Origin of the sequence: Paraburkholderia sp. (genome assembly GCF_034668105.1) — a bacterium.
Lineage (GTDB): Bacteria > Pseudomonadota > Gammaproteobacteria > Burkholderiales > Burkholderiaceae > Paraburkholderia.
In genome coordinates this window covers 1-22,015 of the sequence record NZ_JAXDPY010000261.1, presented here as the reverse complement: position 1 = coordinate 22,015, position 22,015 = coordinate 1, and the positions used below count along the sequence as shown (strand labels likewise).

The window sequence follows — 22,015 nt, the reverse complement described above, 5'->3', positions numbered from 1 at the left end:
CGGCTCGGGGAGAGAACGAGGTCGGTTACGGGTGGTACGCCGTTTCGCCGTGCGAAGAGATGTCGAGGCCTTCGCGCTCCTCTTCTTCCGTCACGCGCAGGCCCATCACCATGTCGATGATCTTCAACAGGATGTAGCTCACCACGCCGCTGTAGATCAGGGTGGTCAGCACGCCCTTGGCTTGCAGGACCACGCTGCCGTCTGCGCCGCCGATGTCCTTGACCGCGAACACACCGGTCAGCAGCGCACCCACGATCCCGCCGATGCAGTGCACGCCGAACGCGTCGAGCGAGTCGTCGTAACCGAGCTTGTGCTTGAGCCACGTTGCCGACCAGAAGCAGATCACGCCTGCCGCAATGCCGATCACCAGCGAGCCCGTCATACCGACGAAGCCCGAAGCCGGCGTAATCGCCACCAGACCCGCCACGGCGCCCGACACGATACCCAGTACCGACGGCTTACCCTTGGTTGCCCATTCGGCGAACATCCATGCGAGTGCTGCTGCCGCGGTTGCCACTTGCGTTGCGAACATCGCGAAACCGGCACGGCCGTCTGCCGCCACCGCCGAACCCGCGTTGAAGCCGAACCAGCCCACCCACAGCATGGCGCCACCGATCAGCGTGAGCGTCAGGTTGTGCGGCGCCATCGCTTCCTTGCCGTAGCCGACACGCTTGCCGAGCACCAGCGCGCAGACCAGCGCCGCAATACCGGCATTGATGTGCACCACCGTACCGCCCGCGAAGTCGAGGATGCCCGCGCTAGCCAGCCAGCCGGTCGGTTCCCAGACCATGTGCGCGATCGGCGAGTAGACGATGATCGACCACAGCGTCATGAACACCAGCATCGCCGAGAACTTCATACGGTCGGCAAACGCGCCCGTGATGAGTGCCGGGGTAATGATCGCGAACGTCATCTGATAGACGACGTAGACCGTTTCCGGGATCGTCGGCGCGAGGTGGCTGACGGTCAGCGTCGTGGCCTTGTCGCCCTTGATGTAGTTCATGCCCGCCATGAAGAAGCGCGAGAAGCCACCGATGAACGAGTTGCCCGGCGTGAAGGCGAGGCTGTAGCCCACCACCACCCAGACAATCGACACCAGACAGGTGATCGCGAAGCTTTGCATCAGGATCGCGAGCACGCTCTTCTTGCGGACCATGCCGCCGTAGAACAGTGCCAGGCCCGGGATCGTCATGAACAGCACGAGCGCGGTGGAGGTCAGCATCCAGGCCGTGTCGCCCGAATTGATCTTCGACGAATCGACCGAGAACGGCGCGGTCGGAGCTGCCGGTGCGGCAGCAGCGGATGCGGCCGATGCATCAGGTGCGGCTGCGGCGCTGGCAGCCGGTGCGGCGGACGCGTCAGCGGCCGGTGCCGAGGCCGCGGCGGCAGCAGGGGCTGCCGAGGCGTCCGGCGCCGGCGCGCTCGCCGTCGTACCGGAAGCAGCGGCCGAGGCGGCCGCGGGGGCGGAAGCGTCGTCCGCGAGGGCGGCGCCGATACCGCCCGCGAGCAGCGAACCGGCCATCAGCATGGACATCAATAATTTGCGCATCTTCGTTTCCTCTTGTCGCTATCTGTGTCGCTATCTTTTGGTATTACAGGGCGTCCGCGCCGGTCTCCCCGGTGCGAATCCGAACCACTTGCTCGATCGGGGTGACAAAAATCTTGCCGTCGCCGATCTTGCCGGTGCGCGCCGCGCGTTCAAGCGCCTCGATCGCCTGGTCGACGATGTCGTCCGAGACCGCGGCCTCGATCTTCACTTTCGGCAGGAAATCGACGACGTATTCAGCGCCCCGATACAACTCCGTATGGCCCTTCTGACGACCGAAGCCTTTGACTTCGGTCACCGTGATGCCTGAGACGCCGATGGCCGACAAGGCTTCGCGCGCCTCATCGAGCTTGAACGGCTTGATGATTGCGGTAATGAGTTTCATGAAATCCCTCGCTAAGTTGCGTAACCCGTTGCGTAAGCGTTGCTAACCCTGTTTGCGTACCTGTAGCCCGTTCGCGTGGTCTCGTTACGCTGCCGGCAAAAACCACCCGGCAGTGCGCGCGGGGCAGTAACAGCAACTCGCATGCCATGTTGTGTCAGACTTCGTTCCCTGCACGCTGCAGAAGGGGCGCAAGCCGCCCTGGCCGGACGGCCAGCGTTGGCGGAGGACGGTGGCGCGGCGTAGGGATCGTTGCTAGAGTGTTCGAAGGCTTTTACCGTTTCGAGCGCGCACCAAACGGGCTCATGCGGCAGCGGCGGTCCACACGCCATGCACCAAGACGGCCCATCAGCCGTGACGAAGCACAGGCGTAACGAAACATGCACACTTTTTGTGCACAAGGGGAACACCATGAAACAACCGAACGATGTCTTTAACGATTTTCAGGCCCGCATGAGCGAGCTGTTCAAGAACTCGCCGGCCAAAGACGTCGAACGCAACGTGAAGGCCATGCTGTCGCAAGGCTTTTCCAAGCTCGACCTCGTCACGCGCGAGGAATTCGATACGCAAACCCAGGTGCTGGTGCGCACCCGTGCGCGCCTCGAGGAACTGGAGCGCCGCGTCGCCGAGCTCGAGCAGAAGCTGCCGGTCACCACGCAAACGCCCTGAAGCTTTGCTCGCAGCGCTTTAGCTGCGCAGTGCTGCACATCACTGGCAAGCGAGCCGTGACGTCATCAGCGTTTTAGGGGACTCGCGCACGCCCAGCGCGCCGTCCGACGGGAGAAAACATGTCGCTTGCCGTGGTGCGCAGTCGCGCGCCGGCCTCTGGCCGCGCGCCCGAAGTAACCGTCGAGGTTCACCTCGCGAACGGATTACCCTCTTTTTCGATCGTCGGCCTTCCCGATCTGGAAGTGCGCGAAAGCCGCGAGCGCGTGCGCGCGGCGCTGCAGAACTGCAGCTTCGATTTCCCCGTGCGGCGCATCACCGTCAATCTCGCTCCCGCAGATTTGCCGAAAGAATCCGGCCGTTTCGATCTGCCGATCGCTTTGGGCATTCTCGCGGCGAGCGGGCAGATTCCGCCCGAGTCCCTGCTGAATCGGGAATTCGCGGGCGAACTGTCACTGACCGGGGCGTTGCGGCCCATGCGCGGGGCCTTCGCGATGGCTTGCGGGACGGCCCGCAGCGGCACTTCTCATGACGCGGTGAGCGGTGCCCCGGTTGATGCTTCCACTTTTTTGGCATCCGGCGAGCAGGGCGCACCCGCGGCGGATAGTCAGCGCACCCCGCAGCTCTATCTGCCTGCGGCCAGCGCGGCCGAGGCGGCGCTCGTGCCGGGCGTCGATGTCTATGGCGCGACCGATCTGCCTTCATTGTGCGGGCATCTGGCCGGAGCGCCCGAGGCCCGGCTTCACCCTGTTGCGGCCCCCGACCTCAGCGAGACCGCACCTGCCGCGATTCCCGACATGGCCGATGTAATCGGCCAGCGCGGCGCGCGCCGCGCACTGGAAGTCGCCGCGGCCGGCGGACATCACGTTTTGCTGGTCGGGCCGCCTGGCGCGGGCAAATCGATGCTCGCCGCCCGCCTGCCTGGCCTCCTCCCGCCCATGACCGACGACGAAGCGCTCAGCTCGGCCGCGTTGCTGTCCGCCAGCCGGGCCGGCTTTACGCCGTCGCAATGGCGGCAACGGCCATTCCGCGCGCCGCATCATTCGTCGAGCGCACCGGCGCTGGTCGGCGGCCGCAATCCGCCGCAACCCGGTGAAATCACCCTCGCACATCTGGGTGTGCTGTTTCTGGATGAGCTGCCGGAGTTCGAACGTCATGTTTTGGAAACCCTACGCGAACCACTCGAGGCCGGTCGCATCACGATCTCCCGGGCCGCCCTGCAAGCGGACTTTCCGGCAGCCTGCCAACTGATCGCCGCGATGAACCCTTGTCCATGCGGTTGGCGCGGCGACCCCAACGGCCGCTGCCGCTGCACCGCGGAGATCGCGGCGCGCTATCTGCGCAAACTCTCGGGGCCGCTGCTGGACCGGATCGACATTCAGATCGAGATTCCCGCGCTTACGCCGGCGGAGTTGTCGGCACGCTCCACCGTTACCGGTGAATCGAGCGCATCGATCGCACTGCGAGTCAATGCCGCTCGCGAGCGGCAACTCGCGCGCCAAGGCAAAACCAATCGGGAGCTGGGCGGCCGGGAAGTGGACGAGGTCTGCCGTCCGGACGCCGCCGGTGAAGCGCTATTGCGTCAGGCCGGCGAGCGCTTCGGCTGGTCGGCGCGTGCTTACTACAGAGTCCTGAAGGTGGCGCGAACCATCGCCGACCTCGCCGGCACCGCCATGCCGAGCGCCGCGCAGATCGGTGAAGCCATTCAATATCGCCGGGCTTTCGGGTCGCTATAAGGCGAAAAAACTACTGTCAAGACTTGACTTATGCACATGCGGCCGTTCCAGACAAATTTTGAAACATCTGAAAGGCCTACGGAAGCATGAGGGGAAACGACATTGATTTAATTGAGATTTTTTGGCCACCGCGAACTGCCCGGCTCTGACAGAGTGCCCACGGGATGGGCATCTACGGCAAAAAACGCGGAGTTCTCAACAGAGTTATCCACAGGCGCTGCGCGTAAGCAAAAAACCTCAACGTAAACCGGGAATTAGCGCGCGATGCTACGAAGGAACTTTCACTATGCGCTACGATCCACGGCGCGCCGAATCGGCCAAAACTACCGTTCTCAATACAGTTGGAACGACGAAAAAAACTGGTCGACCTGCTCCTGCTGCAGCGGCTTGGAAGCAATGATCGCAGCCTGATACACATGCCGTCCACGCGCGACCAGCCGTGCATAGACGGTACGCGTTTCGTGCTGGGAACCGGCCTCGCCGCTCAGCTTCATTTCCAGACCCAACACCTGGCCGCCGGCGGCGAGCTGAATTTGCACTGCGTGCGCATCAGGCGCGGCGCCGATGTTGCGGGCGAGGCCCGTGCGCAAAAATTCGAGGGCGGCACGCTGCGTCGCTTCGTCGTCGTCAGGCAGCATGACGGTGCCGACGGCGAACACGGCGTCGCCGGCTTCGGCGGTCTGCATCGCCATCTGCATCGGCTTGCCGTCGATCCGGACCGCGCGCTGGTCATTGCCCGGCTTGGCCGGCAGATCGACCGTGTAGCCGTTGTCGTTATTCATGATGGTCCGCCAGTCGAAGGTCGGCGAACAGGCTGCCAATGCGCCGCCTAGTACGAGCGCACCAACCGTCGCGCCAAGTACCGCACGCGCCCGCTGCGAGCGAGTCAAGCCAGAAGTGGCACTGCCCGCGCGACGGTCGGCCATGGAAAAACTCGCGGAACGGCTAACTGAGCGGCCCAACGGGGTGATCGGGGTGATCGGGGTGATCGGGGTGATCGGGGTGATCGGGATGCGCGGGATGCGCAAGGCTACGGAAATTCGGGCGAGGAAGCGAAAAGCGGTTCGGAGCATGGAGACAGAAGATCGGACTGACAGGAACGCAAAACCTCATTATCCCCTCCCTGGCTGCGCTCTGCCGCACGGCTGGAATAGAGCTACAATGACGACGCTTGGCAGCACCCGGATCTAACAGTCCAAACGCAATCCAGACCAACGCACTGTCCCGCGCGTTCCGCGCGACTCTCGAGGTTCCGTTCATGAGCTCCACTCCGTCCACCGCCGCACGGCGCGCGAATCCGCTTCGCATCATCATCATCGCCGTGGTGGCCGTCGCGATTGCGATTGCCGGCTATTTCGCGTTTGCGGGCCAACAACGCGTGCCGGATGCTACTTTCACTTTGCTGTCGGGCCAGAAGGTTTCGACCGCCGACCTGAAAGGCAAGGTCTATCTGGTCAACTTCTGGGCGACCAGCTGCGACACCTGCATGAAGGAAATGCCGCAGATGGTCCAGACCTATAACCGCTTCAAGGGCAAAGGGCTCGAATTCGTCGCCGTCGCGATGAACTACGATGCGCCGATGTACGTAGCCAATTACTCGCAAACCCGCCAGTTGCCATTCAAGGTGGCGATGGACGACGGCTCGGCCGCCAGGCAGTTCGGCAACGTCCAACTCACGCCGACCACGTTCCTGGTCGACAAGGACGGCAAGATTCTGAAGCGCTACGTCGGCGAACCGCAATTCGCGGAACTCGACCAGTTGCTGGAAAAAGCGTTGAACGCGGCTTGAGTACTGGCCTGAGTGCTGGTCTGACTGCCGCTTGATCGCACGCTAGGCCTGAAGCAAAGCACCCTGACTCAAACACGCCGGCGCCGAGGTCATACCTCCCCGCCGCCGGCGCTTCAAACCCTCACCGCTCCCCTTCCCCTTTGGCCGCCAGGCCATATCGCTTGATCTTCTCGTAGAGCGTCGCCTTGCCAAGCTGCAGCTTGTCTGCCGCGACTGCGACGACACCGCCGGCCTGCTCCAACGCCTCCGCGATCACCGCCCGCTCGAACTGCTCGACACGTTCCTTCAACGGTTGCGCTGCGACGCCCTCGTCGGTAAAAGACATCACCGGATCCTCGGCGACGCCGAGCACGAAGCGGTCGGCGGCATTGCGCAGTTCGCGCACATTCCCCGGCCATTCGCGTTGCATCAGGCTCGCACGCTGCCGGTCCGTGAGAATCGGCGCAGGGCGTTGGTAACGCACCGCCGCATCCAGCAGGAAGTGCTCGAACAACGGCACGATGTCCTCGCGACGCTCGCCGAGAGGCGGCAGCGCAATCGTCACCACGTTCAACCGGTACAACAGGTCGCGACGGAACGAGCCGTCTGCGACATGCTCGGCCATGTCGCCCTTCGCGGCGGCCACCACGCGGCAATTCACGCGGATCGGCTGATTCGAGCCGAGCCGTTCCAGCACGCCGTCCTGCAACACGCGCAGCAGCTTGACCTGCAACGCGAGCGGCATGCTCTCGATTTCGTCGAGGAATAGCGTGCCGCCTGAAGCATGTTCAAGCTTGCCGATCCGGCGTTTGGCCGCGCCGGTGAATGCACCGGGTTCGTAGCCGAACATCTCCGACTCGAACATCGGCTCCGGCAGCGCGCCGCAATTCACCGCGATAAACGGCTTGTCACGTCGCGGCGACAGTTCATGCAAACTGCGCGCGATCAGCTCCTTGCCCGCGCCGGTATCGCCGTTGATCAGCACCGACGCGTCGGTCGGCGCGATATTCGCGATCAGCCGCCGCACCTGCTCGATCGCCGGACTACGGCCGATGATGCGCGGCGCCACCGAGTTCTGCCCGGCCAGTTCACGCCGCAGCGCGAGATTCTCCAGCACCAGCTTGCGGCGCTCCAGTGCGCGCCGCACGGTTTCGATCAGACGCTCGGAGGCAAACGGCTTTTCGATGAAGTCATAGGCGCCGTCACGCATGGCCTGCACGGCCATCGAAATATCGCCATGACCGGTGACGAGAATCACCGGCACGTCGGGCGCGCGCTCATGGCACTGGGCGAGCAGTTCGAGACCGCTCGCGCCAGGCAAGCGAATATCGCTGACCACCACCCCGGAGAAATCCGCGCTGATCACCTTCGCCGCGGATTCCGCCGACGCATGGCCGATCACGTCGAAGCCCGCCAGTTGCAAACTCTGCACGCCGGCGCGCCGCACCAGTTCGTCGTCTTCGATGTACAGCACTTGCAAGCCGTGGTTCAGCATGTCGTTCTCGTCTGATTCAGGAATCCGTGGTGAGCGGATCCGATGTAGGGCTCGTCTGCACGCGCGCGCGGCGCAGCGTCAACACGAATAATGCACCGCCGTTCTGCGCGTTGCGCGCCACCAGCGAGCCGCCGCAATCGCGTGCAATCGACGACGAAATCGCGAGACCGAGCCCCAGCCCCTGACCCATTTCCTTCGTCGTGAAGAACGGTTCGAACAGGCGCGGCAACACGTCGTCGGGAATGCCCGGGCCGTTGTCGCGCACCGCGAACGACAAGCTCGTCTCAGCCGCTTCAATCTCGATCGAAATGCGCGGCGGCGTCATTCCCGCCGTTGCGTCGAGCGCGTTGCCGAGCAGGTTGATCAGCACCTGTTCGAGCCGCAGATCGTCGCAATGGGCGATCAGCTCGGGATGATCGTCCGCGAGATTCAGCGGCGTGCGCACGCCAGTGTCGGCATCGAGCCAAGCGAACTCGACTTCGACGCCTTGCAAGCGCTTTTGCAGCAACGCGATCACGTTGCGCAACGCCCGCATGATCGGCGCACGCGCACTGCGCGGCCGCGCGCGGCCGACGAACAGCTTCAGCTGATTGGTGATCTTGCCCATGCGCTCGGTGAGCGCCGCGATCGCTTCAAGATTCTCGCGCGCCGCCGCCTGGTCGCCGCGTTCGAGCAGCACGCGCGTGTTGTCCGAGAAACCGCGCAGCGCCGCGAGCGGCTGATTCAATTCATGCGTGATGCCCGCCGCCATCTGACCTAGCGCGGCAAGCTTGCTGGCCTGGATCAGTTCGTCGTGAGCCGCGCGCAGTTCGTGTTCGGCGCGCGTACGCTCGGCGACTTCCTTCTGCAATTGCTCGTTTGCCTGCGAGAGATCCACGGTGCGCTCGGCCACGCGTCGGTTCAATTCAGCGTAGGCCTTCTGCAGCAGGGAGCGGCTGCGCATCACCTCACGTACCCGCGCGCGGCGCATTCTCCAGTAGAACGCGAGCAACACCAGCGACACGTAACCAAAGCCGGTGACGATGGTGGCATTGCGCGCGTCGGCATCGACCGTATTCACGGGCGACATCGTAATCAGATGCCAGTCCGGCTCGCCCATGCCGCGCCGCGACGCGAGATAACGCGGTGCGTAGCGGCCACCGCCGATGCGCACGATCTGCGCGTTGTCTTCGAGCGTGCGCTCGATCGTCACCGGCAGCGGCGCGATCGGTTGCTGCGCGTATTGGCGCGCCTGATAGATCGAATCGGCGACCGGCCCCGACAACGGCCGGATCGTGTGATATTTCCATGCCGGCATCGACGACAGAAAGATCACACCATGATCGTCGGCGACAACCAGAGGCTCGGACGCGTCCACACCCTGGAACCATTCGAGGTCGAGTTTGACGACCGCCACGCCGACGATCTTGCCTTCGCGCCGGACCGGCTGCGAGATGTAGTAACCCGGCGCCTGCGAAATCGTGCCGATACCGAAGAAGCGACCCACGCCGCCCTTCACCGCATCGAGAAAGTACGGCCGGAACTGATAGCCCGCGCCGATGAAGCTGCCCGGCCCGTGCCAGTTGCTCGCGGCGACACAGTAGCCGTCGAGCGGAATGATGTAGGTGACCGTTGCCCGCGCATGACGGTTGAGGTCTTCGAGATAGAGATTGGCGCGTTCGACGTTGGCGGGACTGGGGTTGACCAGCACGTCTTGCACAATGGGATGTTCGGCCAGCAGATAAGGCAGCGACTCATAACGCTCGAGCGTGCTTTTCAGCGCGCTGGTGGTGCGATCGACCCGCACCGCCGCGTTGTGCCGCAAATTGTCGATGCCGCGCTGCCACGCGATGCTGTACGTGAGCCCGCACGCCGCCAGGAGCCCAGCCATGAGCGCGAAGAGGATCAGCAGGCGGCGCGTCACGTTGGCAAGATCCGATCGGTGAGGATCGGATATTGTGGCATAAGGCGACGCGCCGTCGGCGCGAGCCTGGTCGGCCGACGGCGTGGGGTCCCGATGCGCGGCCGCCGCTTTCATCGGTGAGCGCGCGCGGCGGTGATCGGGAGGATGGCGGAAGTCGCGGCCGGTGCGCGGCTTAAACGCCAGCCGGCTCTTTAACCGCAACGTCACCCCGCAATGCGGCGTTCAGCTTGTTGCGGTCCAGTTCCTTTTCCCATGCCGACACCACCACCGTCGCCACACCGTTGCCGACGATGTTCGTCAGCGCGCGGCATTCGCTCATGAAGCGGTCGATACCGAGAATCAGCACCATGCCCGACAGCGGAATGGTCGGCACCACAGCGAGCGTGGCGGCCAGCGTAATGAAGCCTGCGCCCGTCACACCGCTCGCGCCCTTCGAGGTCAGCATCGTCACCGCCAGCAGGGTGAGCTGCTGCGTCCACGTCAGGTCGGTGTTGGTGGCTTGCGCGATGAACAGCACGGCCATCGTCATGTAGATGTTGGTGCCGTCGAGGTTGAACGAATAACCGGTCGGTACCACAAGACCCACCACTGAGCGCGAGCAGCCGAGCTTCTCGAGCTTCAGCATCAGTTGCGGCAGCGCAGCTTCGGACGAGCTCGTGCCGAGCACGATCAACATCTCTTCCTTGATGTAGCCGACAAAGCGCAAGATGTTGAAGCCAACCGCACGCGCGATGATGCCGAGCACGACCACCACGAACACGATCGAAGTCAGATAGAACGTGCCGATCAGCTTGAGCATTGGCAGCAGTGAGCCGATACCGTACTTGCCGATGGTAAAGGCCATCGCGCCGAACGCACCGATCGGCGCGAGTTTCGTGATGATGCGCACGATGCCGAACAGCACATGCGAGAGGCCGTCGATAAAGTTCGTCACGACCTTGCCCTTCTCACCGGCCGTGGCCAGCACCGCGCCGAACAGCAACGCGATCAGCAGGATCTGCAGGATCTCACCCTGTGCGAATGCCGACACGAGCGTGTCCGGAATGATGTGCATCAGGAAGTCGACCGTGGTCTGGCCGTGCGCCTTGGCGGCGTACGAAGCGACCGCCTTGCCGTCGAGCGTGGCCGGGTCGATGTTGAAGCCGACACCGGGCTTCAGCACGTGGGTGGCGATCAGACCGAGCACCAGCGCGAAGCTCGACACCACTTCGAAGTACAGCAGCGCCTTGCCGCCGACGCGCCCGACCTTCTTCATGTCTTCCATACCGGCGATACCCGTCACCACCGTACAGAAGATGATTGGCCCGATCACCATCTTGATCAGCTTGATGAAGCCATCGCCGAGCGGCTTCATGTCGACGGCGAAGTCCGGCGAATAATGGCCGAGCGCAATGCCGATGATGATCGCCACGATCACCTGGACGTACAGCACTTTGTGGATAGGTTTCTTCACGATGTTTCCTGCGATATGGGTGAGCTCAAGGCCTGCCACGCTGCGCATCATGCGAACGACGAGTCGTCACGCCTGTGCACGGCATAAGGCCGCGACAAGACGACGAATTCAGAAATACCGGGGAGGGAAATCAGACATCGTTGTCTCCTTGCTTTAGTTGTCGGACCGTTGCGGCCGCGTCTTCTAATTCGCAAGCTCGATGCCAGCTTGATGAAACGCCAATCGCCTTGATTTTTATAGGCTTTTTAGTGCGTTTCGGCGTGCGCCGTCCGGGATTCCGGAAATCCGGACGAGAGGTGTCGGGGAATCCGGAATCCTTTGGCCACAGACTGCGGGAAAACCCGAAGAGCCTTTTGCGTCGCGGGTTTCGCGGATTCCGGACGTTAAGGTTCGACCTCCATGCGTGGCCTTCGCACGCTTCAGAGGCCGTTGTTCGGCTTCTTATGCGCCGCCTTCTTCCAGCACCAGCAGATTCTCGTGCGAGAAGCCGAGCGACACCGGTTGCCCACGCTCGGGCAAGCCGCGGTTCGGATCGTTGAACACATCGAGTGAAATGACCGCATCCTTCACGCGCGTCCGGATGCGCACCACCGCGCCGAGGAAATTCACTTCTTCGACGGTTGCGTTCAGCGTATTGCGGCCCGGCACGGCCGGCTCCAGCACGATTGCCTCGGGCCGTAGCGCGAGCATGCGTTTCTTGCCGGCGTCGTCGGCCGGCAGTTCTTGCGTAGTGGTCAGCTCCTGACCGTCGACGGCCATCTTGCCGGTTTTCGGATCGATCACATGCCCCGCCAGAATATTGAGCGTTCCGACAAACGACGCGACAAAACGCGTGCGAGGATAGTTGTAGATCTCCAGCGGCGAGCCGATCTGTTCGACACGCCCGTCGTTCATCACGACGATGCGGTCCGAAATCGACAATGCCTCTTCCTGATCGTGCGTCACGAAAATCGACGTGATGCCCAACTCCCGCTGCAACGCCCGAATGTCTTGCCGCAACGAAATGCGAATCTTCGCGTCGAGCGCCGACAGCGGTTCGTCGAGCAACAGCACTTGCGGCTTGCCGGCAAGTGCGCGCGCCAGTGCCACACGCTGCTGCTGACCACCGGACAATTGCCACGGATACCGCTCGCCGAGATCCGGCAGCTTGATCAGTTGCAACATCTCCTCGACGCGCTTGCTGATCTCCGCCTGCGGACGGTGCGTGATCTTCAAGCCAAAGCCGATGTTATCGGCCACCGTCATGTTCGGAAACAGCGCGTACGACTGGAACACCATGCCGACCTTGCGCTGCCGCGTGCGCAGATGCGTCACATCCTTGTCATCGATCCGGATGGTGCCGCGCGTTGGCGTTTCGAAGCCGGCGATCATCCGCAACACCGTGGTCTTGCCGCAGCCGGACGGTCCGAGGAACGTGATGAATTCGCCGCGCTCGATCTTCATGTCGAAGTGATGCAGCGCCGTATTCGCCCCAAAGGCCTTATGCAGATTTTCGATCTCAAGGAATGCCATGATTCGCTGCCTCAGTGGTCACACTCATTGGTCTAGCTTATTGGCCAAACTTGGTTGTCAAACTTTCTGGCCGCTAAGCGCGCGGGCCGAGCCGAATACCTGAATCAAACCCATCGACGCCCACGTAATCACAAACGCGATGATCGCAAGCGCCGACGGTTCATACGCACGGTTCGCCCCGATCAATTGCAGATACGGGCCGAACGCCGGGCGGTCCAGCAGACTCGCCAGCGTGAACTCGCCGATCACCACGGCAAAGGTGAGAAACGCGCCGGACAGAATGCCCGAGCGGATATTCGGGAAGATCACCTTGAACAGGATCGTCGGCCAGCTCGCACCGAGACATTCGGCGGCTTCAGTCAGCGAACGCACGTCGACCGCGCGCAAGCCGGCGTCGACCGCGCGATACATATAGGGCAGCGAGAGTGTCACGTAACCGAACACCAGTAATAGATCCGTCGCGCGCTCGTTGCCGGTGAGCGGCAGAATCGAGCTGCTGTTATAGATGCGCAGATAACCGAATACGATCACGATCGCCGGCACCACCAGCGGCAACAGCGTGATGAATTCGACCACCGGCCGCAGCTTCGGCAAGCGCAACTGCACGTAGTACGCGGTCGGCACCACCAGCAACACGCCGACGATAATCGTCAGCACCGCCATCAGGATCGAATATCCGAACGAGGCCTGAAACCGCGGATCACCCAGCACGACGCTATACGCCTCGAAGCTATAGACGCCGCGCTTCATGCGCAGGCTGAATTCGAACGTGGCGAGCAACGGAATCAGAAAGTACAGCGAACCGACGATCATCGCGGTCCACGCGCCGACCCGCGATTGGCCTTTCATCGACGCCCCCTTTCAGCGCGCGAACGCAACCAGATGTAGCCGCCATTCGACAAGCCCGTCACGAGCACCATGCCGAGGGCGAGCGCATAGCCGAGATTCGGGTTGTGCATCACGTCGCCGCGAATCTGCGCGTACAGCAGGATCGTGACGATGTTCAGCGAACTGCCGGTCAGCGCATAAGCCGTGGCGACCGCGCCGAACGAATTGGCGAACAGCAGCAGCGTCGCGCCGAGCACGCTCGGCCACAACACCGGCAACGCCACGTGGCGCCAGTATTGGAAGGCCGTGCCGCCGAGGCAGTCGCAGGCTTCACGCCATTCGCGCTTCAGTCCGTCGAGTGCGGGCGTGACGATCAGCACCATCAAGGGAATCTGGAAGTACAGGTAGGTCAGCGTCAACCCGGAGAAGCTCAACACGCTGAAGCCTGTGGAGTACAGATTGAAGCCGAGGTACTTCTTCAGCAAGACGGTCACGAGACCGACGCGCCCCAGTGTGCAGATGAAGGCGAACGCGAGCGGCACGCCGGCAAAATTCGAAGCGACGCCGGAGAACGTCATCAACGTAGGGCGAATCCAGCCCGGCAGTTTGCCCTGCACGGCCGCCCACGCGAGCAGCGAGCCGATCAACGCGCCGCCGAGCGCGGAAACGGCGCTCACCTTGAAGCTGATCCAGTAGGCGTCCATCACCGTGGGCTGCAGCAGATCACGGAAATTGGCGAGCGTGAAGTGGCCTTGCGAATCCTGAAATGCACCGACCATCAGAAAGCCGGTCGGCAGAATCAGGAACAACAGCGCGAAGGTAAAAAACGGCACCACCCCGATCCACGCAAGCAACTGCGACGCGCGGCCCGGGCCGTCGATGCGAGGCGTTGGCGTGGGCACAGGCGGAACCAGCAATTCCGGCTGCACCGATCCAGCATCCGATGAAGCACTCATAGCTCACCCTTCGGGGCTTTTCTGGCCCGCTTATGCTCATCAACCGTGGCGGGACGCAGCCGCGAATGGCTCGCCGCAGCAGCCTGCGCTACGAGCCCGATCCGTTCGCGGACATGCGTCACGCCGACTATTTGACGTTCGCGCCGACCGCTTCGTCCCAATGCTTCGTGATCGTGTCCTTGGTGGCGTCCTGTTGGGACAATGTCGGGAACACCACGTTTTTGTAGGACGACGGCGGCGGCAGCTTGTCGAGTAGCGCTTGCGGCACCTTCTTCTGGGCCACCAATTCGTTATAGCGCATCGGATGGCAATAGCCGGTCAGCCAACCGATCTGGCCTTCGTCGGAATACAGGTATTCCATCCAGAGCTTGGCGGCGTTCGGATGCGGCGCATAGGCGCTGATTGCCTGAACGTACACACCGGCGACCACGCCTGTTTTCGGAATCACCACCTGCACCTTCGGATTGCCCTTCAGCGTGTCGCGATCCGCCAGCGCGTTGTAGTCCCAACGCACGACGATCGGCGTAGTGCCCTGCGCGAGCGACGCGGCCTTGCCGATCACCGGCACGAAGTTGCCGCTCTTGTTCAGATCGGCAAAAAACTTCAGGCCTGCCTTGTCCGCCTTACTGACATCGCCCTTGCTTTGCGAGAGGCCCGCGGCAAACACGGCCTGGATCGCCTGGTTGGCCGAACGCGGGTCGCCGGCCAGCGAGACGGCATTTTTATAGTCCGACTTGAGCAGATCGCTCCAGTCGGACGGCGCCTTGTCGATCATGTCGGCGTTCACTTCAAACGCCAGCACGCCGTAGTAATCGCCATACCAATAGCCGTCGGCATCTTTCGACTCTTTCGGAATCGAGTTCCATGAAGCGACCTTGTACGGCTGCAGCAAACCCTCGGCCTTCGCGCTCGGACCGAACGACAAACCCACGTCGATCACGTCAGGCGCTTGCGGACCCTTGTTGCCCTTGTTCGCCTTGATGGCTTCGATTTCGTCGCCCGAACCCGCGTCAGGATTCAGCTCGTTGACCTTGATGCCGTACTTCTTCTGAAAGCCGGCCACCAGTTCGCCGTAGTTGCACCAGTCGTGCGGCAACGCGATCACGCTGAGTTGGCCTTCCTGCTTCGCGGCGGCGACCAGTGCATCGAGCGGCGCGGCCGAAGCGCTGCTCACGCCGGCTGCGGCGACACCCGCAGCGGCCGACATCGAAAGTAAACGGGCTAACACGGTGCGCTTCATAGTCTTCCCCATCCTCTGCCGAAATTGCTACGTTTGGAAAATTTCTGGTTTCTGGCTGTGTGGACACAAGCCTGTGCAAGCTCTCACTCATGCACCCGCGCCATGCGCGGTGCGGGTGCACGGTCGCCTAAACATGGCGTGTGCCCGTCCCGCGCTCTCCGTCGCTCAAAACATCGCGTGTTCCAGTCTATCGATGCGATCCGTACAAATCATGTCGACGCCCCATTGTGCGAGCAGCCGCGCCCGCTCAGGATCGTTCACCGTGTAGGCCAGCATGCGCAACCCGGCCGCCTTGATCTCGGCGACCAGAGGCTCGGTCAAATACCGGTGGCTCGCGTGCAACGACACGCAGTCGAGTTCCCGCACGATGCGCAGCCAGTCAGCCGGCACCTCTTCGAACAGCATGCCGCGTTGCAGCGTGGGCGCCGCATTGCGCGCCGCTGCGAGCGCCTCGAACGAAAACGATGAAAGCAGCGGCGGCGTCTGCCCCTGCCACAAAGTCAGTGCGCCGCTTGCGACGAGGCGCCCGGTGATCTGGTCACGGCCAGGACAGGGTTTGATTTCGATGTTGGCGGCCAGGCCATCTTGTGCGCAACGCCCTGCGGCCTCGGCGAGTGTGGGCAGGTGCGTGCCGGCGAACTGCGGCCCGAACCAGGCGCCGGCATCGAGCGCGGCAAGTTGCTTCCACGTGTGTTCAGCAGCGGCGCCGTGGCCGTTGGTCGTGCGTTCCAGCGTGTCGTCGTGCAGCAGAAAGAGCTGGTTGTCAGCGGAGAGTTTGGCGTCGAATTCGACCATGCGGTAGCCGTAGCGCACGCACGCGTCGAAACCAGCCAGCGTGTTCTCAGGCGCAAGGGTGCCGCCGCAACGATGCGCAATCAGCTTCGGATACGGCCAGTCTGCGGATAAGGTGCGATCAATCCCGTTTCCCACGTCTCGTTACCTTCCAGATAGAGCGGGTTAAATATGCTCTCGACACGTTCCCGGCTGCGACCGCCGCCATGCAACAACCGCACAGTGCAGTGTTTATGCGCCGGTCACGCGCGTGAGCCCCGCACGTAGTATCGCGCCAAGGGCGACGCCGCGATAGCTGGCCGTATGGCCAGGGCCTCGCGCCGCAGCGTGTCGCGACGGTCAGCTACGCGTCCTCTCAGCAACTTATTGTCAGGATCCCGAACCGGGCGGCCTCCAGGCGGCGCGTGTGCTGCGGAAAATGGTTCAAGCGGCAGATCCCCGGATCCATTATGGCGACGGCATCAGTCGATCAAATTGCCCCAGAGTGCCGCGAAATGCTCGAAACTGGACGTTTCAATTCCTTTTCGAACATTTGATGTTCGAAAACGGCATCCAGCCTCAATCAGCGAAGGCTAAAGTCAAATACACAAACTTGCAAGCTTCCAAAAAAATACAACACAATTGGGCTGAGGTAGTAGGCTTGACATCGTCCGGACACAGATCCATGTCCACGATGTCACCATCAAAAACAAGCCGTGTGAGCGCGCGTTCGCATCCAGGGAAAAATGCATGTGGCAGGAAGACCGTCACCAGAGAATTCGCGCGTTGCTGTCCACGCTTCAACGCGTATCGACCGAACGGATCATGGCGGATCTCGGGGTGTCGCGCGAAACCGTGCGGCGCGATCTGCTCGACCTGGAAGCGCTGGGTGAATTGCGGCGCGTGCATGGCGGCGCGATCAAACCCGCTGACGAAGCGCCGATCGCCGAGCGCGCCCACATGCGCGTCAAATCCAAAACGGCGATCGCCAAAGCGGCCACGGGCCTGATCGCGAGCGGGCAGACGCTGTTCATCGACGCCGGCACCACCACGGCGGCACTCGCTGAACAGTTGGCGAAACTGGCGAACCTGACGATCGTCACCAACTCGATCGACGTCGCGCTGAAAATGCGTGGCGCCGTGGACCAGACGGAAGCCGCCAACGAAGTGATCCTGCTGGGCGGTTCGATCAGCGATCGCGCCATGGCGACCACCGGCGCCACGACGGTGCTCGACATCCACCGCTATCGTGCGGACATGGCCTTGCTCTCGCCGGTCGGCGTCGATCACCGGCATGGCGCGACCAACTACGATCACGCCGAAACCGAAGTGGCGCGCGCCATGGTCGCCAATGCGGACCGCGTGGTGATCCTCGCCGACTACAGCAAGATCGGTCAGCGCAGCCGGATCTCGTACTGTCCGGTCGATCGGATCGATGTACTCGTCACCAACAAAAAGGCGGTCGAAGCCGCCGGTTTTGCGTCACTCAAAAAGAAACTGGAAGAGATCGTTCTGGCGTAGGCGTTGCCCTACTCCTTCACATGCATCGTATCGAGCACACGCTTGCGCAGTCGCGTGTCATGCAACGCGCCGGCTGCGTCGAGCACCGGATAGGCCGTTGAACAGAACAGCGAATTGAGCCGCTTCATGTCGCTGATCAGATCGAGATGCAGCGCACTGGTCTCGATGCTGCGCAAGGTTTGCCCCGCAAGCCGGTCCAGATGTTTGTATGAATACGCGCGCTCCAGGTCGCGAAAGCGCTCCTTCTCCGCCAGCAGCCGTTCGGCACACCGCAGATCGTTGTTCAGAAACACCGACAGCCCAAGCTGCAGATTGCTGACCAGCCGTGCCTGCAGGTCGTCCAGTTCGCCCAGCCCTTCCTCCGAAAACGACAGCCGGTGCGCGATCTTCTTTTCCTCGATATCGCGGACGATTCGCTCGATGATGTCGCCCGCATGCTCCAGATTGATCGTCAACGCGATGATGTCGGTCCAGCGGCGGCTGTCAGCTTCGTCGAGTTGCTCGCGGGAGATCAGCGTCAGATAGGTTTTGACCGCGGCGTAGAGTTCGTCCACGTCGTCGTCCATACGCACCGTTTCGCGCGCCTTCTCGATGCTGTTTTGATGAATCAGTTCCGCGACGTTGTCGAGCATGGCGCGCACGATGTCGCCGATGCGCAGCACCTCCCGTGCGGCATGCGCGAGTGCGAGCGTGGGCGTGGAAAGCGCGGCAGCATCAAGATGCAGCGGTCGCAGTTCGCCGTTCGGCAGCGGCCGGTCCGGCAACACCCGAGTGCAGACGCGCGCCACCGGATCGATCAGCGAAAGGCATGCGCAGCAACGCAGCGTGTTGTAGATCACGTGAAAGCCAACCACCGCTTCGCGCGGATTCGCGATCAGCACCGGCAGCCCGCGTGCAAGCAGCGGCGCGAACGGCAGGATCAGCAATGCGCCAGCCAGCTTGAACGCCAGACTGCCCAACGCGAGACGCCGCGCCGCCGCGTTCTGCGCGACCGTGCCCATCAGCGCAAGCAGGCCGCTGCCGAGGTTCGCGCCGATCACGAGACACAACGCCACCTTCAGTGAAATCACGCCGGACGAGGCAAGTGTCGCGGTCAGCAGGACCGCCGCGAGACTCGAATAGGACAGCATCGCAAATGCCGCGCCGACCAGCGCGTCGAGCATGGTGTCGCCGGTCAGCGCACCGAACATCACGCGCACGCCGGCGCCTTGCATCATCGGTTGCGCGGCTTCGACGATCAGATGCAGCGCCAGCAGGATCAAGCCGAGTCCGATCAGCGTGCGGCCGGCCTGGCCGAGACGGGTTTGCTTGCGCGACAGAAAGAGCGGCACGCCGAACAGAATCAGGATCGGTGACAGCCATGACAGATCGAGCGTGAGCAACCGAGCCATGAGCGCGGTGCCGACGTCGGCGCCCAGCATGATCGCGAGGCCGCTGGTGAGCGGCAGCAAACCTTGCGCGGCGAACGACGTGACGATCACCGCCGTTGCATTGCTGCTCTGCACGAGGCTCGTGACGCCGACGCCCGCGAGGAAGGCGCGCCAGCGGCTTCTGGTGCTGCGCCCGAGGACGCTGCGCAGGTCGGCGCCGAGCACGCGCAGGATGCCGGTACGTACAATGTGCGAGCCCCACACGAGGAGCGCCACACCGGCCAGGAGGTTAAGGAGAATCAACATAAGGTACTGCGCATCCGTCCTGCTGCCATAACCCGAACCGCATGCCGCGTGAACCGGCACCCGGGATGTTTATGACAGTAGTGTTGCACATTTTTGTCTTATTGTAATTTTGTGCTTTTAAATATGCGCTCGTGCGACCACTGAACCACCTGGACAGCAACAGCAGCTACACGCGTCCCTTCCACGGCACCAGCCGCCGCTCGAGCGCGCGCATGCCGAGATCGAACAGCCACGCGATCAATCCGATCAGCACGATGCCCATCACCACCACGTCGGTACGCAGAAAGCTCGACGCGTTGAGTACCATCTGACCCAGGCCGGCGGTGGCCGCGACCATCTCGGCGGCAACCAGGGTGGTCCAGCCAAAGCCGATCGCGATCCGCAAGCCGGTCAGGATCTCGGGCAACGCCGCCGGCAGGACCACATAGCGCACGATCTGCGTGAAGCGCCCACCCAGCGAATAAGCCGCATGAATCTGCTCGATGGTCGCGCTACGCACGCCGGCGCGCGCCGCCATCGCAATCGGCGCGAAACACGCAAGGTAGATTACGACGATCTTCGCGGTCTCGTCGATACCGAACCAGATCACCACCAACGGCAGATACGCAAGCGGCGGCAACGGACGGTAGAACTCCAGCGGCGGATCGAGCAAACCGCGCGCAATCCGGCTCACGCCCATCAGAATCCCCACCGGCACTGCCGTGACCGCGGCTAGCGCGAACGCGCCGAACACACGCAGCGCACTCCACGCGAGATGCTCGGAGAGCGGCAAGCCGCCTTGAATGCGTCCGTGCCAGGCGTCCAGGAACGCAGCCCAGACCGCCTCGGGGGTGGGCAGAAATAGCGGCGGCAACCAGTGCAGATGGGTGGCCAGCCACCACAGCGCCGCGAGCGTGGTGACCGAAACCGCGCTTAGCGCGGCGGTCGGGCCTTCGCCCGGCAGGCGCCAGCCGCGCATCGGGCGCGCTTTGCGTCGCGGCGGCTTGCCTGCCTGGGTCAGAGGCACGTTGCCCAAAGAGTCACGCGAAGCCGTCACGACAGCACCTCTTGCTGGTCCCGCGGGTTGCGCTCATTGCGTTCGTGCAGACGGTGCACCAACCGTTCGCGCCACTCGATGAAATCCGGCGACGACTTCACCGCGCGTGCGTCGCGTGCCTCGAGAAAGCGCCGCGCGAATGGCAGGTCGTAGCTCTCGGCGATACGGCCCGGCCCCGCAGTCATCACGACGAGACGTGTCGCCAGAAACAGCGCTTCCTCCACGCTATGCGTGATGAAAAACACCGTCTTGTGCGTGCGGCCCCAGACGTCCAGCACAAGCTCCTGCATCGACTCCCGCGTCATCGCGTCGAGCGCACCCATCGGCTCGTCCATCAGCAGCACTTTGCGGGTCGCTCGCCAACGCGCGGGCAATGCCAACACGCTGCTGCATGCCACCTGACAGCGCGTAGACCCGCGAGCGTGCATGCTGCTCGAGATCAACCAGGTTCAGCATCTGCAACGCGATGTGCTCGCGCCGCGCCTTCGGCACACGCTGAAAGCGCAGGCCGAGCGGGACATTGTCGAGCACGTCGAGCCAGGGCATCAGCGCGTACTTCTGGAAGACGACACCGCGGTCCGCGCCCGGCCCAAGCACAGGTTCACCGTTCAGACGCACCTCGCCTCCGGTGGGCTGAATGAAACCGGCGATGCAGTTCAGCAAGGTCGTCTTGCCGCAACCGGACGCGCCCAGCGCGACGACGAACTCACCGGGTTCGATGCGCAGATCGACATCGGCGAGCGCGATGTGCGGCGCCGCGCCGCGCGCGCCTTCGTAGACGACATGCAGCCGCCGGATCTCAAGACCGCTCATCGCCGTGCCTGATGATGCTGATGGTTGAGCATGCAGGCCTGCTCAAAAGTTATCGCGCCGCACGCTGCACGAACTGCGGATCGACGCCGGTCGAGTAATCGGCCAGCAGGTTCTGAATCGTGCCTTGCGTCTTCAGGAACGCGGCGGTCGCGGCCAGCGATCTGACCGCACCGGATTGCGTACCACCGCCAAGCCACACTTTCGAGGCCTGTTGCGCAGGCGTCGGGAACGCGTACAACGCGAGGCTTGCCGGCACTTCCTGTGCGGTAGCGCCCGACTCCTTCGCAACCGCCTCGACCTGCGGCGACGTCGCGGTCCATGCCGACGTGTGATCGCGGTAGCTTGCATCGGTCGTGGCCAGCACCTTCACGAAGCGCGCAACGAACTCGGCGTTCTGGCTAGCGAACTTGCGATCGACCACAAAACCGTCGAAAGTCGCCTTACCGGTTTGCTGCGCAACCTGACCCGATGTGATCAGCACCTTGCCGTTCTTCTGGATCGGCGCGACTGTTACGGTTCGCACTGGGCGGCTCCAGCGAATGATGACGGCTTGCGGTGTCTCAGCGCTAGCTGGCCGTTCGGCCGATTGTCTCGCTTTCGCGGCCGAGGCATGATCGGCGGCTCACCTTCACTTCGCATTCCTATGGTCGATTTTCTCAGCCGTGTGAGCTGGTTGTTTTTCAATGTCGGCGTCCCAGTCTCTGCGCCAATTG

At 62.9% G+C, this 22,015-nt stretch carries 17 protein-coding genes and 2 pseudogenes; 4 read left to right on the top strand and 15 right to left on the bottom strand.

The genetic code is table 11. The annotated features are described in order from the left end of the window. Window positions 1-25: 25 nt before the first annotated feature. Together QOC89_RS12265 and QOC89_RS12260 are read right to left on the bottom strand one after the other, a co-directional pair. On the bottom strand, window positions 26-1,549 hold the full coding sequence (locus QOC89_RS12265; RefSeq protein WP_323045255.1) for an ammonium transporter: 1,524 nt from the start codon (window positions 1,547-1,549) through the stop codon (window positions 26-28). Window positions 1,550-1,592: 43 nt separating this feature from the next. After that, window positions 1,593-1,931 carry a P-II family nitrogen regulator gene (locus QOC89_RS12260; RefSeq protein ID WP_013088261.1) on the bottom strand — a complete coding sequence of 113 codons (339 nt, stop codon included), beginning with the start codon at window positions 1,929-1,931 and terminating at the stop codon, window positions 1,593-1,595. Window positions 1,932-2,339: 408 nt separating this feature from the next. On the opposite strand from QOC89_RS12260, the gene QOC89_RS12255 reads away from it, so the two are divergent. Continuing rightward, entirely contained in the window at window positions 2,340-2,597 is a 258-nt protein-coding gene (locus tag QOC89_RS12255) for an accessory factor UbiK family protein (RefSeq protein ID WP_154564624.1), read from the top strand. A gap of 119 nt (window positions 2,598-2,716) precedes the next feature. Beyond that, entirely contained in the window at window positions 2,717-4,330 is a 1,614-nt protein-coding gene (locus QOC89_RS12250) for a YifB family Mg chelatase-like AAA ATPase (RefSeq protein ID WP_323045254.1), read from the top strand. Between the two features lie 332 nt (window positions 4,331-4,662). Here the strand turns inward: QOC89_RS12250 and QOC89_RS12245 are convergent, their stop codons facing one another. Next, complete coding sequence (locus QOC89_RS12245; RefSeq protein ID WP_323045253.1) at window positions 4,663-5,256, bottom strand: hypothetical protein; 594 nt, start codon at window positions 5,254-5,256, stop codon at window positions 4,663-4,665. A 332-nt stretch (window positions 5,257-5,588) separates the two neighbouring features. Here QOC89_RS12245 and QOC89_RS12240 point away from each other — a divergent pair, with 332 nt between their 5' ends. Then, window positions 5,589-6,119 carry a TlpA disulfide reductase family protein gene (locus QOC89_RS12240; protein ID WP_323045252.1) on the top strand — a complete coding sequence of 177 codons (531 nt, stop codon included), beginning with the start codon at window positions 5,589-5,591 and terminating at the stop codon, window positions 6,117-6,119. A 121-nt stretch (window positions 6,120-6,240) separates the two neighbouring features. Here the strand turns inward: QOC89_RS12240 and QOC89_RS12235 are convergent, their stop codons facing one another. The 8 genes from QOC89_RS12235 to ugpQ all read right to left on the bottom strand — a co-directional run bounded on the left by QOC89_RS12235 (window position 6,241) and on the right by ugpQ (window position 16,415). Next, the gene (locus QOC89_RS12235; RefSeq protein ID WP_323045251.1) at window positions 6,241-7,593 is read right to left on the bottom strand and encodes a sigma-54 dependent transcriptional regulator; all 1,353 of its coding nucleotides are present in this window, start codon (window positions 7,591-7,593) and stop codon (window positions 6,241-6,243) included. A 16-nt stretch (window positions 7,594-7,609) separates the two neighbouring features. Further along, window positions 7,610-9,610, bottom strand: a complete 2,001-nt coding sequence (locus QOC89_RS12230; protein WP_323045250.1) for a sensor histidine kinase — start codon at window positions 9,608-9,610, stop codon at window positions 7,610-7,612. A gap of 58 nt (window positions 9,611-9,668) precedes the next feature. Beyond that, entirely contained in the window at window positions 9,669-10,949 is a 1,281-nt protein-coding gene (locus QOC89_RS12225; protein ID WP_323045249.1) for a dicarboxylate/amino acid:cation symporter, read from the bottom strand. A gap of 441 nt (window positions 10,950-11,390) precedes the next feature. Beyond that, entirely contained in the window at window positions 11,391-12,461 is a 1,071-nt protein-coding gene (locus QOC89_RS12220; RefSeq protein WP_323045248.1) for an ABC transporter ATP-binding protein, read from the bottom strand. Between the two features lie 57 nt (window positions 12,462-12,518). Beyond that, window positions 12,519-13,310 (bottom strand): ABC transporter permease, encoded by a 792-nt coding sequence (locus tag QOC89_RS12215; protein ID WP_323045247.1) that lies wholly within the window; start codon window positions 13,308-13,310, stop codon window positions 12,519-12,521. Then, window positions 13,307-14,245, bottom strand: coding sequence for an ABC transporter permease subunit (locus QOC89_RS12210; RefSeq protein WP_323045246.1), 939 nt, complete (start codon window positions 14,243-14,245; stop codon window positions 13,307-13,309). The genes QOC89_RS12215 and QOC89_RS12210 overlap by 4 nt, the downstream gene beginning before the upstream one ends. Before the next feature lie 127 nt (window positions 14,246-14,372). After that, entirely contained in the window at window positions 14,373-15,485 is a 1,113-nt protein-coding gene (locus QOC89_RS12205) for an ABC transporter substrate-binding protein (RefSeq protein WP_323045245.1), read from the bottom strand. Window positions 15,486-15,650: 165 nt separating this feature from the next. After that, a complete protein-coding gene (gene ugpQ / locus QOC89_RS12200; RefSeq protein WP_323045244.1) occupies window positions 15,651-16,415 on the bottom strand; it encodes a glycerophosphodiester phosphodiesterase in 765 nt (254 codons plus the stop codon). Window positions 16,416-17,006: 591 nt separating this feature from the next. Here ugpQ and QOC89_RS12195 point away from each other — a divergent pair. Beyond that, complete coding sequence (locus tag QOC89_RS12195) at window positions 17,007-17,777, top strand: DeoR/GlpR family DNA-binding transcription regulator (RefSeq protein ID WP_323045243.1); 771 nt, start codon at window positions 17,007-17,009, stop codon at window positions 17,775-17,777. An 8-nt stretch (window positions 17,778-17,785) separates the two neighbouring features. Here the strand turns inward: QOC89_RS12195 and QOC89_RS12190 are convergent, their stop codons facing one another. From QOC89_RS12190 to QOC89_RS12175, 4 genes and pseudogenes are all read right to left on the bottom strand, one after another. Beyond that, complete coding sequence (locus QOC89_RS12190) at window positions 17,786-19,453, bottom strand: Na/Pi cotransporter family protein (protein WP_323045242.1); 1,668 nt, start codon at window positions 19,451-19,453, stop codon at window positions 17,786-17,788. Window positions 19,454-19,619: 166 nt separating this feature from the next. Further along, window positions 19,620-20,453 (bottom strand): ABC transporter permease subunit, encoded by an 834-nt coding sequence (locus QOC89_RS12185; protein WP_416340391.1) that lies wholly within the window; start codon window positions 20,451-20,453, stop codon window positions 19,620-19,622. Between the two features lie 32 nt (window positions 20,454-20,485). Continuing rightward, a pseudogene (locus QOC89_RS12180) lies at window positions 20,486-21,302 on the bottom strand (taurine ABC transporter ATP-binding protein). A 49-nt stretch (window positions 21,303-21,351) separates the two neighbouring features. Next, window positions 21,352-21,789, bottom strand: a pseudogene (locus tag QOC89_RS12175) (taurine ABC transporter substrate-binding protein); the annotation flags it as partial. Window positions 21,790-22,015: the final 226 nt, after the last annotated feature.

Bases quoted from the DNA above. Each gene is read 5' to 3' on its own strand.
- QOC89_RS12265 (WP_323045255.1), bottom strand. From the start codon at position 1,549: ATGCGCAAATTATTGATGTCCATGCTGATGGCCGGTTCGCTGCTCGCG.
- QOC89_RS12260 (WP_013088261.1), bottom strand. From the start codon at position 1,931: ATGAAACTCATTACCGCAATCATCAAGCCGTTCAAGCTCGATGAGGCG.
- QOC89_RS12255 (WP_154564624.1), top strand. From the start codon at position 2,340: ATGAAACAACCGAACGATGTCTTTAACGATTTTCAGGCCCGCATGAGC.
- QOC89_RS12250 (WP_323045254.1), top strand. From the start codon at position 2,717: ATGTCGCTTGCCGTGGTGCGCAGTCGCGCGCCGGCCTCTGGCCGCGCG.
- QOC89_RS12245 (WP_323045253.1), bottom strand. From the start codon at position 5,256: ATGGCCGACCGTCGCGCGGGCAGTGCCACTTCTGGCTTGACTCGCTCG.
- QOC89_RS12240 (WP_323045252.1), top strand. From the start codon at position 5,589: ATGAGCTCCACTCCGTCCACCGCCGCACGGCGCGCGAATCCGCTTCGC.
- QOC89_RS12235 (WP_323045251.1), bottom strand. From the start codon at position 7,593: ATGCTGAACCACGGCTTGCAAGTGCTGTACATCGAAGACGACGAACTG.
- QOC89_RS12230 (WP_323045250.1), bottom strand. From the start codon at position 9,610: ATGAAAGCGGCGGCCGCGCATCGGGACCCCACGCCGTCGGCCGACCAG.
- QOC89_RS12220 (WP_323045248.1), bottom strand. From the start codon at position 12,461: ATGGCATTCCTTGAGATCGAAAATCTGCATAAGGCCTTTGGGGCGAAT.
- QOC89_RS12215 (WP_323045247.1), bottom strand. From the start codon at position 13,310: ATGAAAGGCCAATCGCGGGTCGGCGCGTGGACCGCGATGATCGTCGGT.
- QOC89_RS12210 (WP_323045246.1), bottom strand. From the start codon at position 14,245: ATGAGTGCTTCATCGGATGCTGGATCGGTGCAGCCGGAATTGCTGGTT.
- QOC89_RS12205 (WP_323045245.1), bottom strand. From the start codon at position 15,485: ATGAAGCGCACCGTGTTAGCCCGTTTACTTTCGATGTCGGCCGCTGCG.
- QOC89_RS12195 (WP_323045243.1), top strand. From the start codon at position 17,007: ATGTGGCAGGAAGACCGTCACCAGAGAATTCGCGCGTTGCTGTCCACG.
- QOC89_RS12190 (WP_323045242.1), bottom strand. From the start codon at position 19,453: ATGTTGATTCTCCTTAACCTCCTGGCCGGTGTGGCGCTCCTCGTGTGG.